At 50.1% G+C, this 15617-nt stretch carries 13 protein-coding genes and 1 tRNA gene; 4 read left to right on the top strand and 10 right to left on the bottom strand.

What is annotated here, in order from left to right; genetic code table 11:
* The first annotated feature begins 29 nt into the window (after positions 1 to 29).
* Complete coding sequence (locus AADEFJLK_RS10355; RefSeq protein WP_088618986.1) at positions 30 to 563, top strand: copper resistance protein NlpE; 534 nt, start codon at positions 30 to 32, stop codon at positions 561 to 563.
* 55 nt (positions 564 to 618) lie between these two features.
* Here the strand turns inward: AADEFJLK_RS10355 and AADEFJLK_RS10350 are convergent, their stop codons facing one another.
* Positions 619 to 3732, bottom strand: a complete 3114-nt coding sequence (locus tag AADEFJLK_RS10350; RefSeq protein ID WP_103974207.1) for an efflux RND transporter permease subunit — start codon at positions 3730 to 3732, stop codon at positions 619 to 621.
* Positions 3733 to 3888: 156 nt separating this feature from the next.
* Between AADEFJLK_RS10350 and AADEFJLK_RS10345 the strand changes: the two genes are divergently transcribed.
* Positions 3889 to 4422 carry a gamma carbonic anhydrase family protein gene (locus AADEFJLK_RS10345; protein ID WP_103974206.1) on the top strand — a complete coding sequence of 178 codons (534 nt, stop codon included), beginning with the start codon at positions 3889 to 3891 and terminating at the stop codon, positions 4420 to 4422.
* A gap of 83 nt (positions 4423 to 4505) precedes the next feature.
* Here the strand turns inward: AADEFJLK_RS10345 and polA are convergent, their stop codons facing one another.
* Entirely contained in the window at positions 4506 to 7220 is a 2715-nt protein-coding gene (gene polA, locus AADEFJLK_RS10340; protein ID WP_103974205.1) for a DNA polymerase I, read from the bottom strand.
* Between the two features lie 48 nt (positions 7221 to 7268).
* On the bottom strand, positions 7269 to 7976 hold the full coding sequence (locus tag AADEFJLK_RS10335; protein ID WP_103974204.1) for a glycosyltransferase family 32 protein: 708 nt from the start codon (positions 7974 to 7976) through the stop codon (positions 7269 to 7271).
* Between the two features lie 553 nt (positions 7977 to 8529).
* On the opposite strand from AADEFJLK_RS10335, the gene AADEFJLK_RS10330 reads away from it, so the two are divergent.
* Complete coding sequence (locus AADEFJLK_RS10330; RefSeq protein WP_103974203.1) at positions 8530 to 9267, top strand: hypothetical protein; 738 nt, start codon at positions 8530 to 8532, stop codon at positions 9265 to 9267.
* Positions 9268 to 9347: 80 nt separating this feature from the next.
* On the opposite strand, the gene AADEFJLK_RS10325 is transcribed toward AADEFJLK_RS10330, so the two are convergent.
* From AADEFJLK_RS10325 to AADEFJLK_RS10315, 3 genes are read right to left on the bottom strand one after another with little or no spacing between them, the layout of a single operon-like run.
* Entirely contained in the window at positions 9348 to 10193 is an 846-nt protein-coding gene (locus tag AADEFJLK_RS10325; protein ID WP_103974202.1) for a hypothetical protein, read from the bottom strand.
* Positions 10194 to 10199: 6 nt separating this feature from the next.
* Positions 10200 to 11144 carry a glycosyltransferase gene (locus AADEFJLK_RS25100; RefSeq protein ID WP_103974201.1) on the bottom strand — a complete coding sequence of 315 codons (945 nt, stop codon included), beginning with the start codon at positions 11142 to 11144 and terminating at the stop codon, positions 10200 to 10202.
* On the bottom strand, positions 11137 to 11886 hold the full coding sequence (locus AADEFJLK_RS10315; protein WP_103974200.1) for a sulfotransferase domain-containing protein: 750 nt from the start codon (positions 11884 to 11886) through the stop codon (positions 11137 to 11139). The genes AADEFJLK_RS25100 and AADEFJLK_RS10315 overlap by 8 nt, the downstream gene beginning before the upstream one ends.
* Positions 11887 to 12093: 207 nt before the next feature.
* Here AADEFJLK_RS10315 and plsY point away from each other — a divergent pair, with 207 nt between their 5' ends.
* Positions 12094 to 12666: a glycerol-3-phosphate 1-O-acyltransferase PlsY gene (gene plsY, locus AADEFJLK_RS10310; RefSeq protein WP_088618977.1), complete on the top strand. Its 573-nt coding sequence runs from the start codon at positions 12094 to 12096 to the stop codon at positions 12664 to 12666.
* A 41-nt stretch (positions 12667 to 12707) separates the two neighbouring features.
* On the opposite strand, the gene AADEFJLK_RS10305 is transcribed toward plsY, so the two are convergent.
* From AADEFJLK_RS10305 to AADEFJLK_RS10290, 4 genes are all read right to left on the bottom strand, one after another.
* Positions 12708 to 13181 (bottom strand): C40 family peptidase, encoded by a 474-nt coding sequence (locus tag AADEFJLK_RS10305; RefSeq protein WP_232463787.1) that lies wholly within the window; start codon positions 13179 to 13181, stop codon positions 12708 to 12710.
* 59 nt (positions 13182 to 13240) lie between these two features.
* Entirely contained in the window at positions 13241 to 13849 is a 609-nt protein-coding gene (locus tag AADEFJLK_RS10300; RefSeq protein WP_088618973.1) for an NUDIX domain-containing protein, read from the bottom strand.
* 421 nt (positions 13850 to 14270) lie between these two features.
* A tRNA-Thr gene (locus AADEFJLK_RS10295) sits at positions 14271 to 14346 on the bottom strand.
* A gap of 83 nt (positions 14347 to 14429) precedes the next feature.
* Positions 14430 to 15530, bottom strand: a complete 1101-nt coding sequence (locus AADEFJLK_RS10290) for an AI-2E family transporter (RefSeq protein WP_088618972.1) — start codon at positions 15528 to 15530, stop codon at positions 14430 to 14432.
* Positions 15531 to 15617: the final 87 nt, after the last annotated feature.

Here is a 15617-nt window from a genome sequence, read left to right as displayed (position 1 = left end):
CTTGTCCGACCTATTAAGAGATACTCGATATGCACGCATTAACACAACAATTAAAACAAAAAATGGCTTTGCTTTGCTTCGGCAGTTTGCTTTTAACCCAGCAAGTGCTGGCGGAAACCGATTTTGCTTCCCAACAACGCTTGCTAGAAGCGCGGGTGCTAAATAATGAGAAAAAAGGCGACCACTCCGCCCATCTTAAACCCGTCGAAAAAGCCCTGGAGTTTCATGGGGTGTTTTATGGCTACCTGCCTTGCAAGGATTGTGACGGGATTAAAGCCACCTTGGCATTGAAGCAAAACAACAATTATCTGTTAGTAACCCAGCCTGCGAAAGAATCTTCGCGCGAGTATTATGAAAAAGGCAAATACACCTGGAACGAAGACACCCGCATCGTGGTGCTGACCGCGCGTAAAGATGCCAGCACCCGCCAGTACCGCATTGAAGATGAAGGCACGCTGATCCAGCTCAATAGCGACGGCTCGCAGATAGCGGACGGGCGGGCAGACCGCTACATGTTGCGCAGAAGTGACACGGTCAAATCCCGCGAAGTCCATATCCACTAGGCTTAAAATCCCTTAAGCCGTCCGTGGCGGCTAATAAACGGCTTAAGGGACTTGGCTACTTACCAAACCGCCCATAGCGCAACAATATCCCCGGCAACAACAGCAAATTCAACACCGTAGACGATGCCAAACCGCCGACAATAATCGCCGCCATCGGCCCCATAATCTCGCGGCCTGGGTTGTCGCTGTTAAAGGCGATGGGGAACATGGCCAGGGCGGTGACTAAGGCGGTCATTAAAATGGACGGCAAGCGCTCTTGGGCACCTAACAGCGCGGTATCCAAATCCCACGCCCGGCCTTCCGTTTCGACCAAATAACGGTAATGCGACAGCAGCATGATGCTGTTGCGGACGGTGATGCCGAACAGGGTCACGAAGCCGACCACCGAACCCACCGATAAGCTGGCATGGGTGAGCAATACCGCCACTACGCCGCCAATTAAGGCAAAAGGCAAGTTGCATAAGGTCAACAGCATCAGGCGCACGCTGCCGATAGCCACATAAATGAACATCAGCACTCCCGTACCCGCCAGTAAGGCATGGATAATTAAGGCTTGCCGCGCCGTGGCCTGTTCGACCGCCGCCCCGGTAAATTCCGGGTAGCCGTCTTGCGTGACCGGAACGGCTTGGTGGACGCGGGTTTTCAACTCCTGCATAAAAGCATCCAAATCCCGGTCTAAGACATTGCAGGTGACGCTTTGCCGCCGTCTGGCGTTTTGGTGCAGGATGGAATAGCGGCTGGTGGTGTGGCGAATATCGGCGACTTGGTGCAGTTTGATGTAGCTGCCGTCTTTGGCGCGTAACGGCAAATCGCCGATGGCTTCAGGCTGTTGGCGCAATTCTGGCGTAACGGTGACGGCGACATTGAGGACTTTATTGCCTTGCACGTTTTTGCCGACAATGCGCGTCTCATAAGCGGCTTGCAAGGTCTCGGCGACGGTCGCGGGCAATAGCCCGTAAAAAGCCAGTTGGTCGAGGTTGAGCTGGACTTGTAACAGCGGTGTGGCGGGGGGCGAGCGCAATTGCACATCCGCCGCCCCGGCCATGCCGCGCATGATGTCGGCGATAGTCTGGGCTTTGCTGTCTAGCATGTCCAAATCGTTGCCGTATAAATTGACCACAACGGCGGCGGTATAGCCCGACAGAGTTTCATCAATACGTTCGGTCAAAAAGGTATTGGCCTCGAAGGAAATGCCCGGAAATTCCGCCAAAATGGCGCGGAGCTGATCCATAATATGCTGTTGCCCGGCACCGGACAGCGGCTCTAAACGCACTTCGTATTCGCTGTAATGGCTGCCATAGGTGTCAGCACCGCGTTGCGCCCGTCCGGCCCATTGCGATACCGATTCCACACCGGGAATCTGTAAAAACTGCTCGGTGAGGCGGCTGCCGATGCGCAGCGATTCTTGCAGCGACGTACCTGGCAGGCTGGTGGTGTGGACCATATAATGGCCTTCGCGCAATTCCGGCAAAAATTGGCTGTGCAATTGCGAGAAGGCGCTAAAGCTGTATGCACACAGCACAATACTGACCGCCAAAACCGCTTTAAAATGTCGGTGTACCCACCTTAACAGGCCTTGATATAACGGAGTCAGATACTTAAGCAGCGGCGGTTCGGCGGCGCGTCCGGTGTTACTGCCGAGCAAGGCATAACATAGCGCAGGCGTTAGGGTCAACGCGACCAGTAATGAGGCCAAAATCGCCAAAATATAAGCATAACCCAGCGGAGCGAACAAACGCCCGGCCACGCCGTCTAGGGTGAGCAGAGGGACAAACACCAAGGCGACGATAAAGCTGGCATAGACCACCGAACTGCGCACTTCTAGCGAAGCCTTATAGATAATATTGGCAATGGTTGACGGCAGGCCGGATGCTGGAGCGGGTGGTTCGGCCTGCGCCGGGTCCGCGCGGTATTCACGGAGGCGGCGGAAAATGTTTTCGGTATCAATAATGGCATCGTCCACCACCTCACCCAAGGCAATCGCCAAACCGCCCAGCACCATAATATTCAGATGCACATCCAAGGCCAACAACACCAGTACCGCACCCGCCAGCGACACCGGAATCGCCACGGCGGCAATCAGGGCGGTGCGGACATTGAACAGGAACAGATACAGCACTATCAAAACGAACAAGCCGCCGATTAATAAATGCCCGGACAAGTTCGACAGCGACCGCTCGATGTAATCGGCGGGGCGGAACAGGTGCTGGTAAAAAGTCACTTCCTCATGCGCAAACATCGGCTGCAATTCTTGCAAAGCTTGCTCGACTTGCCGCGACACCGTTAAGGTGTTCGCGCCATATTGGCCGATGACCATCAGCACCACCCCGGTTTTGCCTTTGATTTGTGCCGCCCCGATAGGCGGCTCTGGCGCGTAACGGATAGCGGCGATTTCGCCCAAGGTGACGCTACGCCCTGCCCCCACCCGTGGCAATGGGATAGCGGCAAATTGTTCGGGGCTTAACGGCAAGCCTGCCACTTGCAGGGTTAAACGCTGGTTGCTGTTTTCGATAAAGCCGCTGCCCAGATGTTGCGTGGCCAGCGTGGTGGCTTGGATCACCTCGTCCAAGGTCAGGTTAAAGCGCTGCAACTGTACCGGATCGACTTGGATTTGTAACTGGGCGATTTCGCCGCCAAAGACATTGACATCCGCCACCCCCGGCACCGCCAGCAAACGCGGCACGACCGTCCAATCCACCAGACTGCGCACTGCCATCAAGTCTTTATGGTCGGAATGTAGCCCCAAAGTCAGCACCGTTGCTGAGGAAGACGATAATGGTATGGCGATAGGGGTTATTCCGGCGGGCAATTGGGTAATTAGGGTGCTGAGGCGTTCGCTGACCAATTGGCGGTTGCGGTAAATGTCGCTGTCTTCGTGGAAAGTCGCGGTCACGACCGAAAGGCCCTGGATGGATTCCGAGCGTACCGACTCCATGCCCGCCAAGCCGCTAATGGCGGTTTCAATGGTGCGTGTCACCAGCACCTCCACCTGTTCCGCCGCCAAGCCAGAGGCTTCGGTTTGGATAATCACCCGCTTGGGCGAGAATTCAGGGAAAATATCCAAACCCGCATTGGCAAAACGGTAGCCGCCGTAGACTAAAATCAGCAAGGCTAAGGCGATGACAATGCCGTGAAAGCGGAGGGAAAAGCGGACTAGGGTTGCGAGCATAGCGGCAAAAAGGGTTAAAAGTCAGAGTGTTAATTTTCAGACACCAGCATTTTTAGGTATGGCTATTGTCCTGTACAGGGCTATGCCAGTATGCTGGGCGTTTATAAAAGGTGCGTACTAGCATAAGCGAAGGAGAGAATTGTGCCAAAGAGAGTTGTGCCAATAAGGGCGTTTGAAGACCACTATCCGCAGTTAGGAGCGGCAGTTTACATTGATGACAGCGCCGTGGTGATTGGGGATGTCAGTTTGGGGGATGACGTGTCAGTATGGCCGATGACGGTCATCCGTGGCGATGTCGAGCGTATCCGCATCGGTGCGGGAACCAATGTGCAAGACGGCGCGGTGCTGCACGTTTCCCATGCGGGTAAGTTTTCCCCGCTGGGGCATCCTTTGACCATCGGTAAAGGCGTGACCATCGGCCATCGGGCGGTCGTCCATGCCTGTACTATCGGTGATTATTGCCTGATCGGAATCGGTGCCATCATTATGGATGACGCAGTGCTGGAAGATTATGTCATGCTGGGGGCCGGGTCGTTAGTACCGCCCGGCAAGCGTTTGGTTTCTGGTTTTTTGTATGTCGGCTCCCCCGCCAAACAAGCACGCCCGTTAAGCGCGACGGAAAAAGAGTTTTTAGAATATTCCGCCGCGCATTATGTGCTGCTGAAAAACCGCCATTTGCCGAAGGCATAGCCTCGTTAAGGTATGGGGATTGGAGCGCGGGCATCTTGCCGACAAGTGGCGGGCAAGATGCCCGCGCTCCAATACGGCCCGCCCTAATGCGCCTCATCCCAATTGTCGCCAATACCAATATCCACCACCAACGGCACTTTAAGGGTGGCGGCGGCATTCATCAGTTCCCTAATTTTCGCCGTGCAGGCTTCCAGCTCGGTTTCGGCGATTTCAAACACCAGTTCATCATGTACCTGCATAATCATTTTTGCCGCAGGCTGGTCTTGGCATAGCCAAGCGTCAGTGGCGAGCATGGCGCGTTTGATAATATCGGCGGCAGTGCCTTGCATGGGGGCGTTAATCGCCGTACGCTCGGCGTATTGGCGGATATTGGCGTTGCGGGCGTTGATGTCCGGCAAATACAAGCGGCGGCCAAATAACGTTTCGACATAGCCCTGCTCCCGCGCTTGGGCGCGGATGTTATCCATATACTGTTTCACCCCTGGGTAACGGGCAAAATACAGGTCGATATAGTCTTGCGCTTGGTTACGCCCCAAGCCCAGTTGTTTGGCTAAACCAAATGACGACATGCCATAAATCAGGCCAAAATTAATGGCTTTGGCGGAACGGCGCAACTCTTGGGTGACTTGCCCTAGTTCAACTCCAAACACTTCGGCGGCGGTGGCTTTGTGGATGTCCTCGCCTTGGCTGAACGCGCGTAACAAACCTTCGTCAGCCGACAAATGCGCCATAATGCGCAACTCAATTTGCGAGTAATCGGCGGCGACGATTTTATGGGCGGGTGAGGCGATAAAAGCTTGGCGGATTTTTCGGCCTTCGGCGCTGCGAATCGGGATATTTTGCAGGTTCGGGTCGGATGAGGACAGCCGTCCGGTCGCGGCGACCGCCTGATGGTAAGAGGTATGGACACGCCCGGTCTTTGCATCCACCTGTTGCGGCAGTTTGTCGATATACGTCGATTTCAGCTTGCTGAGGCTGCGGTATTCTAAAATCACTTTCGGTAGGGGATAGTCTTCCGCCAACTCCTGCAAAACCGACTCATCCGTGGACGGCTGGCCTTTGGGGGTTTTCTTAAGCACGGGCAGCTTTAGCTGGGTATAAATAATATCCTGAATTTGCTTGGGTGAGCCCAGGTTAAAAGCGCGTCCGGCCAAATCGTGGGCATGTTGTTCCAGCGAAATAATCTGGCTGGACAGCTCCAAGCTTTGCTGGGCAAGCATGGCGGTGTCGATTAACACGCCGTTGGCTTCAATACGTTCTAAGACGCTCAGCAACGGCACTTCCAAGTCCTTATATAACTGCCATAAACTCGGCAACGCTTGCAGCTTGGCTACCAGCACTTGATATAGGCGCAGGGTAATATCGGCATCTTCGGCGGCGTAAGGCGTGGCTTGGTCAATCGCCACCTGTTCAAAACCGATTTGTTTCGCACCTTTGCCCGCGACAGCTTCGTAATGGATGGTATCCACCCCCAGATACACTTTCGCCAAATCGTCCATATTATGGCGGGTTGCCGTACTGTTCAGCACATAAGAAGCCAGCATGGTGTCATGGGCAATGCCGCGTAAGCAAATGCCGTGGTTAGCCAAAACATGGCTATCGTATTTCAGGTTTTGCCCCAGCTTGGCTACGTTAGGGTTTTCTAAGAGCGGTCGGAGTTTTGCCAGCGTTGCGGTGCGCTCTAGCTGGGCAGGGGCTTCCGGGTAGTTGTGCGCTAAAGGCAGATAAGCGGCATGGCCGTCGGTGACGGCAAAAGACACGCCGACAATTTGCGCTTGGCGGTAGTCCAGGCTGGTGGTTTCGGTGTCAAACGCGAACAGGTCGGCGGCTTCCAAGCGTTTAAGCCAATCGTCAAGCTGGGTTTCGGTGAAAATGGTTTCGTAAAGGGCTGGAGCCGTTTCGGGTTCGGGTTCGGGGTCAAGTGTGGCGGGAGTATCGGTAACCGTGTTATCTAAGGTTTTTAGCCACGATAGAAACCCCAATTCTGTCAGTAACGCCCGTAACGCCGCCTTATCCATGGGCTGTGGTTTTAAATCATCGACACCAAAAGGCAGTTCCAGATCACAACGGATGGTCGTCAGTTGCTTGGCCAGCGGTAATTGCGCTAAGGCATTGCGCAGGTTCTCGCCAATTTTGCCTTTAATCTCGGCGGCATGGCTAATCAGATTTTCCAGTGTGCCGTATTGCTCCAGCCATTTGGCGGCGGTTTTTGGGCCGACTTTCGGCACACCAGGGATGTTATCGACGCTATCGCCCATTAAAGCCAGATAATCGATAATTTGCTCTGGCCTTACGCCAAATTTATCGACAACCCCTTGAATATCCATGCGGGTATTGGACATGGTGTTTTCTAGGATAATGTCGGCGTTGACCAGTTGCGCCATATCTTTGTCGCCCGTGACAATAATGACCTGATGGCCGCAGGCTTGGGCGCGGCAAGCCAAGGTGCCCATCACATCATCGGCCTCTACGCCCGACTCCATCAATAAAGGCAAACCCATCGCCTTGACCAATTGGTGCAACGGTTCAATCTGCACCCGCAAATCATCCGGCATCGGCGGACGGTGGGCCTTGTACTCACTGTACAGGTCATTGCGGAACGTTTTACCCGGCGCGTCGAAAATGACCGACACTACATCACCCGCATAGTCGGCCATAAGCTTACGCAACATGTTACTGACCCCGTAAATGGCGTTGGTCGGTTTGCCGTCAGGGCTGTTTAGCGGCGGTACGGCATGGTAGGCGCGGAACAGAAAGGATGAGCCGTCTACGAGAATGTGGCGTTGGGGGGTGGACATGAGTGGCGTTAAGATAAGGAAAAGTGAAATTATTCTGTATTTTTTATGTTACCTAAAATCAGGATACATTGTTTTTAATACTGTTAATTGCCCGCCGTCAATAATCCCTTTTTCTTGCAACGGAATCCAAGAATTAGCTAAGCCTGCTATCCTAATATGACTAAGAAAGCCATTCTTGAGTGTTTTAAAGCTAAGTTTTTTAAGCGGAAAATCGGGACTTGCGTCTATCATTCTATTGATGACAACAGGGCCTGTAGCGGCGCGGACATCATAGTTATAATCGCCACCCAGCAAGTTGCGGATTTGTGTTTCTATGCACCGTTTAATAAATTCGGATTGGGGTTTGGCACCGATCATGCCATTCCAGACATGGGCTTTATCGGGACAGTCTTGGTATCTTGGCATATCATCGCGTTGTAACAAAAGGATTTCTGCTTGCAAGCCGATAAAGGCGTTCAGCGAGGCGTTTAATTGCAGCGCCGCATCTAAATAAAAGCCGCCGTATTCATATAATAGGATAAGCCTTGCCATATCCGATCTTGATGCGGCAATTTTATTGGCTTTATATAAATCTAATAAACAGGGGGTAAACTTATCTTTTATTAGATTAAGCATAAATTCGTCATTTACATACAGTGTTTCAAAATCAGGATTATTCGCTTTATTAGCAGCCATTGCCTGCTGGTAAACGTCAGGAAGCACAGGGAAGCTATGCCAAAACTGAATGATTTTTTTGGGGATAATGGGCGTATTCACTGGCGTTGTAGTGTATTTTGGTCATAGCCATAAAGAAAATATGTAAATAATTATAATGCGTTGTGCTTGCTTATGGCTATTTGATAATAGCCTATATTGTCTATGCTTTCCCGTCTCAGTAGGCAAACCGCCTTATAGTTTGGTATCATAACCATAGTACGGCGGTGTATTTATGGGGTACGGTCTTAACAAATCATCACTACGCGGTTTAGGCCTTATTTTATATGTCTGTGCTATAGGCATTTTGCCCCTTCCTCTAAAAGAGGCAAAAAAAGGGCAAAAACCAAAGCCACGGATCCCAATCTGACTGGGGAGGCATGTAATTCCAAAATGAATGGACGCGGAGAAATGACGGTTATAGCGTCAAATAAATTTACATAGCTAATGAATGTCTTTTTTCACACACCCCTAATATATTAAAAAATAAAGCAATTAATATTTATTTTTGAGTGGTATGAAATATGCTTGGTTCGCTTGTGTGTTGTTGTTATAAATCGTGATTTCTTAGCAGCCACTGAATTTTATTTTTCTGATGAATACGAGGAAATAAGTAATGAAAAAAATAAATAAAAGCATATTTGGCTGTTCGGCCTTAGCGGTTGTCGCTTTTTCCCTTTGGGCGGATGGTGCACAAGCGGCCAGCATCTCAACATTGTTCAATACGGGTGTAGTGTCCGGCACGACATTGGTTGCTAATGGCGTTGCCGACAGCCATTGGACAGTCAATAGCGGAGGCACTGCTTATGGTGCGTCTGCGGGCGGTTCGGGTGTCCTGTCCAACCCTCCTAGCGGCACAACTTACTGGGTAGGCAGTACCAATCCTAGCGGTCAGACTTCTTCTTGGATCTCATCGGCAGCCGATCACATGGGCGTAGCAGTTGCTAACTATACCTACCGTGTCACATTTGATTTAAGTGGCTATCACGCGAATAGTGCGAGCATTAGCGGGATGTGGGCAAGTGACAACCAATTACAAAGCATAAGCTTAAATGGACACACTATAGCAGGCGACGCTTTAACGGCAACTTATGCCACAGCGGCGACCCAAAGAAGTGTCTTACATGCGTTTACGCTCGCTTCATTAAGCGCCTATTTTACTAGCGGCTCTAATTATATTGATTTTGTTGTCAATAATGCCTTGCTGGCAGGCCAAACTGATCCTTCATCTAATCCTACGGGTCTTCGTGTTGAATTTACTTCAGACGCTTCACCCATAGATGCGCCAGAGACTATCGCACTTTTAGGCCTTGGCATGTTAGCTTTGACTGCGACACGTCGCCGTAAAAACTAACCCCCCGTCAGTATTCTTTACAGAATAAAAGCATTTCAGCGGAATGGATCATTTCCAGTTCCGCTGAAATGCTGTCGATTCTACCCGATAATTTTAGACAGCAGGCTTTTTACATCTTCAGGGGTATAAAATTGCCAATACTCTCCTTCCGTATTTAGCAACCTCTCCCCCAATGAAAGCATCAGTGCTTTGTCGTATAAATCATTTACATTTCTATTAACCAAGGGCTCGGCAAGCTTGCTTGCACCAGAAGTTACCATTTTTAGCGACGACCCCCCTGACTCAATCACCTCTTCATAACGGATTATTTTTTCTTTAGGAAGGGCGTTTTTATATTGGCCAAAAAACCAAGATAAGATGTGAAACTGCCGGTCTAACCTGTCCGGTATCGCGCTTAATGCCTGGAAAAGCTCTCGGTCTGCATTTTCGGCAACGGGGATATGCCCATAATTTACAGGGATATCAACACTATTCCATGAGGCTAACACGGCCAACGGATTTCGGATAATGGCATAACAGGGAAAAAATGAAGTTAACTCACCTAAAAGCAATGCAAATAAGCCATTGTGTTTGACGCACAGTGTAAAATTATCAGAGACCTCATTTTCTATGTCAATAAAAGACCTTTCCATCTGATGGTTTGTTCTTAAGCCGCTGCTGTTTTTTTCAGGCCCAAATGAATTATCTGGAACCTTGCCTTTGATATGTTTGGTTAATACTTGTTTTTTTTCTAAAATTGATTGGCGGCTACTGGCAAAAAATTCTGCTATTTCACCGCAAATTTCCTGCTGTGTTGCGCCTTCCGGAAAATTGCCCGCCATGGGTTCATTAAGGGCAATCGTGTTATTGACCTTATTTAATAAATGGCAAACTAATGTGGAACCTGATCGGGGCAGGCCTGTTAAGATAATGTTTGAATGGTTCATTTTGTCTCACCAAATGTTAGGTAGATTGTCTAAAATTTCAAAAAATGCTTGTTGTTCAGTATGAAGGTTATGCTTAAGCGCTGTCTGTTTCGCATTAGATAATAATTGTTGTCTTTTATGCATTGAAAGCGAGACAGCTTGATGAACTGAATCTAAAATGGCGACAAAATCATGTTGGGGACGGAAGCAATTGTCATCCGGCAGACAAAAAGAACGGTTACCGATACAGTCGGGGCAAATAACTAGTGTTTCCATAGCCATCGCTTCTAACGGGGGCAAATAAAAACCTTCCTCATGCAGCGGTAAAAAAACGGCTATTTTGGCTTGGCTAATTTGTTTTAGATAGTCTGCGCGCGACTGATAGCCCGTTAAGACCGTGACGTTTTTATTTAAAGGCCTTAAGCTTTCAGCCAGCTGCTGCGCCAATAGGCCGTGCTTTAAGCCGGAAATTAAGATGTCTATGGGGCGGTCTGCAAAAGGTATGGCTTGGGGTAACGGCGGCAAATCAATGCCGTTAGGTATCGTATAAACCGGCCCGTTAACTTGTTGGGTTTGGCGAATGGCCTCCGCCACCTGTTCGCTGACACAAATGCGGATGGCTTTATTTTTTAAAAATGAATATAGCGGCGTGCCGGGTTCCCTATGCCGGATGCCTTGCACTAAATTAATGATAGGAGTTGTGGCCGGACAGTTTTTAATCTCAGGCTTTCTTAGCCAATCCATACCCGCAAGAAACACAATATCAGGTGTGATCGCACCGATGTCAGATAAAACCTTGTCTTTTGCCGCAAACCACGGATTGTTGCTATCCCATAAGCTCTGTTCTGAAAAAGAGATAGAGGGGGCATAATCCCTTGCAATAAAATGGTTGAAATAATTCCAGACTTTTAGATGTCCGCCGCTAAAGCCTTCATAATCCCTAAAAAATAAAACCTTTTTTTGTTCAGCCATTGTTCTTCCAGTCAGTGCAGTCCCAATTTAATTGCTGTTCGAGCGTGTTGATTTCCTCGGCGAAACGCTCCAGAAGAAAGGCTTTTTCTTTCGGGCTTATTGTTTGCCCATAAGGTATGGCAAATATTTCATGGGGCTTGATGTCAATCAGCCTATCAACCCCTAAAAAATCAAACACTTGATTGACAATTTTTTGAGGACTCGCCTTTAGCTCTTCATGTTTGAGCAGTAGGGTATTTTGGCGGGGGAAATAACGCCAGATGTCGGCCAACTGCTTACTATAAAATCCCCGGTCAATATACGAATAGACCCGGTGCTGTAAAGGCCAAGCTGCTTGGCAACGTTGCTGTTCGTTAGTGATCGCTTCCCAAAAACTCAGTTGCTCGGCACCTCTGCTGCACTCCATATTCCAATGTGAAAATGCCCGCTCGATGGGGTTTCTTAAAATAAGGATGAATTTCATGTCGGGGTTATAGCGCCAAATCCTTTCGGAGGCTGTGCGCCAATACATATAGATGGGGGTGGATTCGCCAAATAACCGATGTTCTGGCTTTGGGGCAAAGGCTTGGTGATATGGAGAATAGTCTATCGGGTCATTGGTAAAGTAGGTTTCGTTATCGAAAAAATGCACCTCTTTTTCACTGGCCATACCGAGATTAGGGTGTAATCGAAGATAGGCATCTAATGCGGTTGTGCCTGATTTTTGGGTGCCGGCGATTAAAAAATTAACTTTTATTTCCATGCAATCATTTAGACATTTTTATGGGGCTTCATGGGGATTGGGCGGTATCTGGCCTATTCGGCCATGATAACAATAAGCCTATCCTCCCGCCAACACCAAAGCCAAAAAATAATACGCCCAGCCAATTTCCGGTATGATTACCTTTTTTTAAACAGTAAGCGGCGGAGGTGCTTCCGGCTTACGGGTCTTTAAGGGTAAAGGTAAAGAATGATGGAATGGTTGTTGGTGCCGCTCGCCTATAGCGTGGGTTCTGTTTGTAGTGCGATTGTTGTCTGTCGCTTAATGGGTCTGCCTGACCCGCGTGAGCAGGGTTCGGGTAATCCGGGGGCGACTAATGTCATGCGCTTTGGCGGTAAGAAGGCGGCGGGGATTACCCTGCTGGGCGATTCGCTCAAAGGCCTGCTGCCGGTCTATGCCGGAAAAATGTTGGGCGTACCGACGGAGTTGCTGGCCATTATTGGCTTGGCGGCATTTATGGGACATTTGTACCCGGTGTTTTTTGGCTTTAAAGGTGGTAAAGGTGTCGCTACCTCGGTTGGGGTGTTACTGGGCTTTTCTTGGCTGTTGGGGGGCGCGGTTATGGCGACTTGGCTGCTGATGTATAAAATCGGTAAAATTTCCTCGCTGTCGGCCTTGGTCGCCTCGGTCTTGTCGTCGCTGTATGCGTGGTTCCTGATTGGCGATCCCGCTATTGTCAGCGCCACAGCGGTGATGACGGTCTTTTTGCTCTGGCGGCACAAAACCAATATCGAACGCTTGTTAACAGGGGAAGAGACCTAAACCCCCTGTCTGTTAAGGGCGGGAAATTCTGATGGCCAGCATCAATTGGCGGCGCGGTGTAAAGATGGCCTTCGGACACCGGTAAAATGTTTTTTCCAATAATGGTTTTTCAGGTTAGACACTATAACTGAACCCGTGCGTTCGCTAGGCGCGTGGATAAATTGGCTATCATCGATATAGATACCGACATGCGAGAAGGCATTGCCGTCAGTATTAAAAAACACCAAGTCGCCCGATTGTACGGCATGTTTGGAAATGGGCGGTAAGGCCGCCGCCATTTGCCGGGTGGTGCGGGGCAGAACGATACCGTGCCGCCGATAGACGTGGCGGACAAAGCCACTGCAATCAAAGCCCTCTTCGGGTGATTCCTTACCGTAACGGTAAGGTGCGCCTTGCAGGCTTAAGGCATAATTGACGGCAGGCGGGCGACGGCCAGAAGGGGCGACCGCCTGGGGCGGCTGAGCTTGGTTTTCTGGCGTACCGGCGCAGCCAACCAGCAGAATGGGTAAACTCACGCTGAGTAGCCGCAAACAGGATAATACTCTCGGATAGCTCGTCATAAGGGGGCGTGCTGTTAAAAGGGTGTGGCCGCCCAGCGTTGCCTGAGCATTGTCCGGTTAAGCGCCAACCATTGGATAGCAATAATGGGTATCGCCGATTCTATCTCGCGGGTTTCCAGCATCCGGTAAGCGTCGGCAAAGTCTACGGCGCGTACCAGAATATCTTCGTGTTCTTCCGCCAAGCCATAAACGCCCCCCACCGCCGTGCTGTCCACTTTGCCGCAAAACAGGGTCAGGCGTTCCGCCGTGCCGCCTGGGCTGGTGTAAAAGCGGCTGATTTCCAGCAGTTCTTCAATGGCGCAACCCGCCTCTTCCAAGGCCTCACGATAGGCGACTTCGGCGGCGGTTTCGCCCTCTTCAATCGCCCCGGCGACAATCTCCACCAGCCAAGCACGGTCCGGCTGCACTAATGCCCCGACCCGAAACTGCTCGATCAGCACCACTTGGTCCGTGTTGGGGTCATATAACAGCACCCCCACACATTCGCCGCGTATAAACAGCTCCCGGTCTAGCTCAGCGCTCCATCCCCCTGCATATAAGGTATGTTTAAGGCGATACTTTTCCAAACGAAAAAAACCGTTATAAAGGATCTCATGATTTAAGATACTGAAGGCTTGGCTCATAATAGGACGGATAAGGAATGGAAAAGTTTATAGTTAAAGGTTAGCGCCGACATTTACGGACCAAACCTTTTGGCTTGTTAAAACCTGACAGGCCTGACGGCATTGCTTTCATGGCAGCCCCTCACTATCGCACATTGTAGCGCGTTATAAAAAATCACGCCGTGTTTCCGCGATAAGCAACCTTTCATAGAATACGGCCTGTTCAAGCAGAGCGCAAAGACCTTAGGAAAGTGCATGAAATAAAAGCTGTTGTAGAGGCGAAAGTACGGCAACCCCCACCATTTAGAGATTGGTGCGTGTACCGAAATACCGGGCGGCGTACAGCGGTTGAGAAACCAGCCCCCCCCCCTATTTCGGATGGGGAAAATTTACCATGAAGGGCAAAACAACAAAGCGTAAGGCTTTGCAACTGATTGATTAATGGTGCCGATGATAGGAATCGAACCTACGACCTTCGCGTTACGAGTGCGCTGCTCTACCTGCTGAGCTACACCGGCTGGAACTGTGGGAGAGGGAAATAACGGTAAAGCCACCGATTATAAAGGAGTCCGCATACGCTTGTAAATCACCTTAACCCGCCCTAAGGACAAATGGTGGTTTCCGCATCGCCAAGGCGCGGCCACGCACTCAAAACCGCCTTGACCACCGTGGCCAAGGGAATCGCCAAAAACACCCCCCAAAAACCCCATAAGCCACCAAAAAACAAGATGGCGATGATAATGGCGACAGGATGCAGGTTAACCGCCTCGGAAAATAACAGCGGCACCAACACCACGCCGTCCAGGGCTTGAATAATCGAATAGGCGATGACAATATACATAAACTCGTCGCCTTCCAAACCCCATTGGAAATAAGCGACAATCAGCACCGGAAACGTCACCAACGTCGCACCGATATAAGGTATGATAACCGATAAGCCCATCAGCACCGCCAACAGCATGGCGTAATTTAAGTTCAGCGCGGCAAACGTGATGTAACTGATGGCCCAGAGCACAAACACCTCGGAAAACTTACCGCGCACATAATTGCCGATTTGGGTGTCCACTTCTGTCCAAACCCGCACGGTCAAGTAACGGTCTGTGGGCATAAACTGCAAAAACCAATTGATAAAAACGCTTTTGTCTTTCAAAAAGAAAAACACCATCATCGGCACCAAAAACAGATAGACCATGACACTGACCAAACCTATCACTGATGCGGCGGACAACGACAGCACGTTCTGCCCATAAGTGAGCAACTCTTTTTGCACGGCGTTCATAATCTGAAGAATACGGTTTTCGGAAATGAACTTCGGATACATGTCCGGCAGGCGCATGATACCGTGCTGGGCGCGGCTGATGATTTCGGGGATATGCTGCACCAATTCGACCGACTGTTGCGAGACAATAGGCATCAGATAAAACAGCAAAAAAATCAGGCACGCCATAAACCCCGAAAACACCAGATATACCGCCAACAACCTCGGCAAGCGGAATTTTTCGGCATTGCTTGCCAAACCTTCCAACAAGTAAGCAATGACGATGGAGGCGAATACCGGCATCAGCAGGTCGGACAAAAAATAAACCAGCAAAAAAATCGCCACCAGCAAAACGGCCAGCGAAACCGCTTGATTATTGGGCAAAACATGCCGTAGTGCGTTGCTCAAAAAGCGGAGATTGGCGGATTTATCTTGGTTTATCATGCAGAATCGGCTATTTTTATTATGTGGTGTTAGCGATATTCTACATCCAATAGCCTTTTTCGCCCCATCTGATTTACAAATGCCAAT

Origin of the sequence: Methylovulum psychrotolerans (genome assembly GCF_002923755.1) — a bacterium.
Classification (GTDB): domain Bacteria; phylum Pseudomonadota; class Gammaproteobacteria; order Methylococcales; family Methylomonadaceae; genus Methylovulum; species Methylovulum psychrotolerans.
This window is presented reverse-complemented; position numbering and strand designations above follow the sequence as displayed.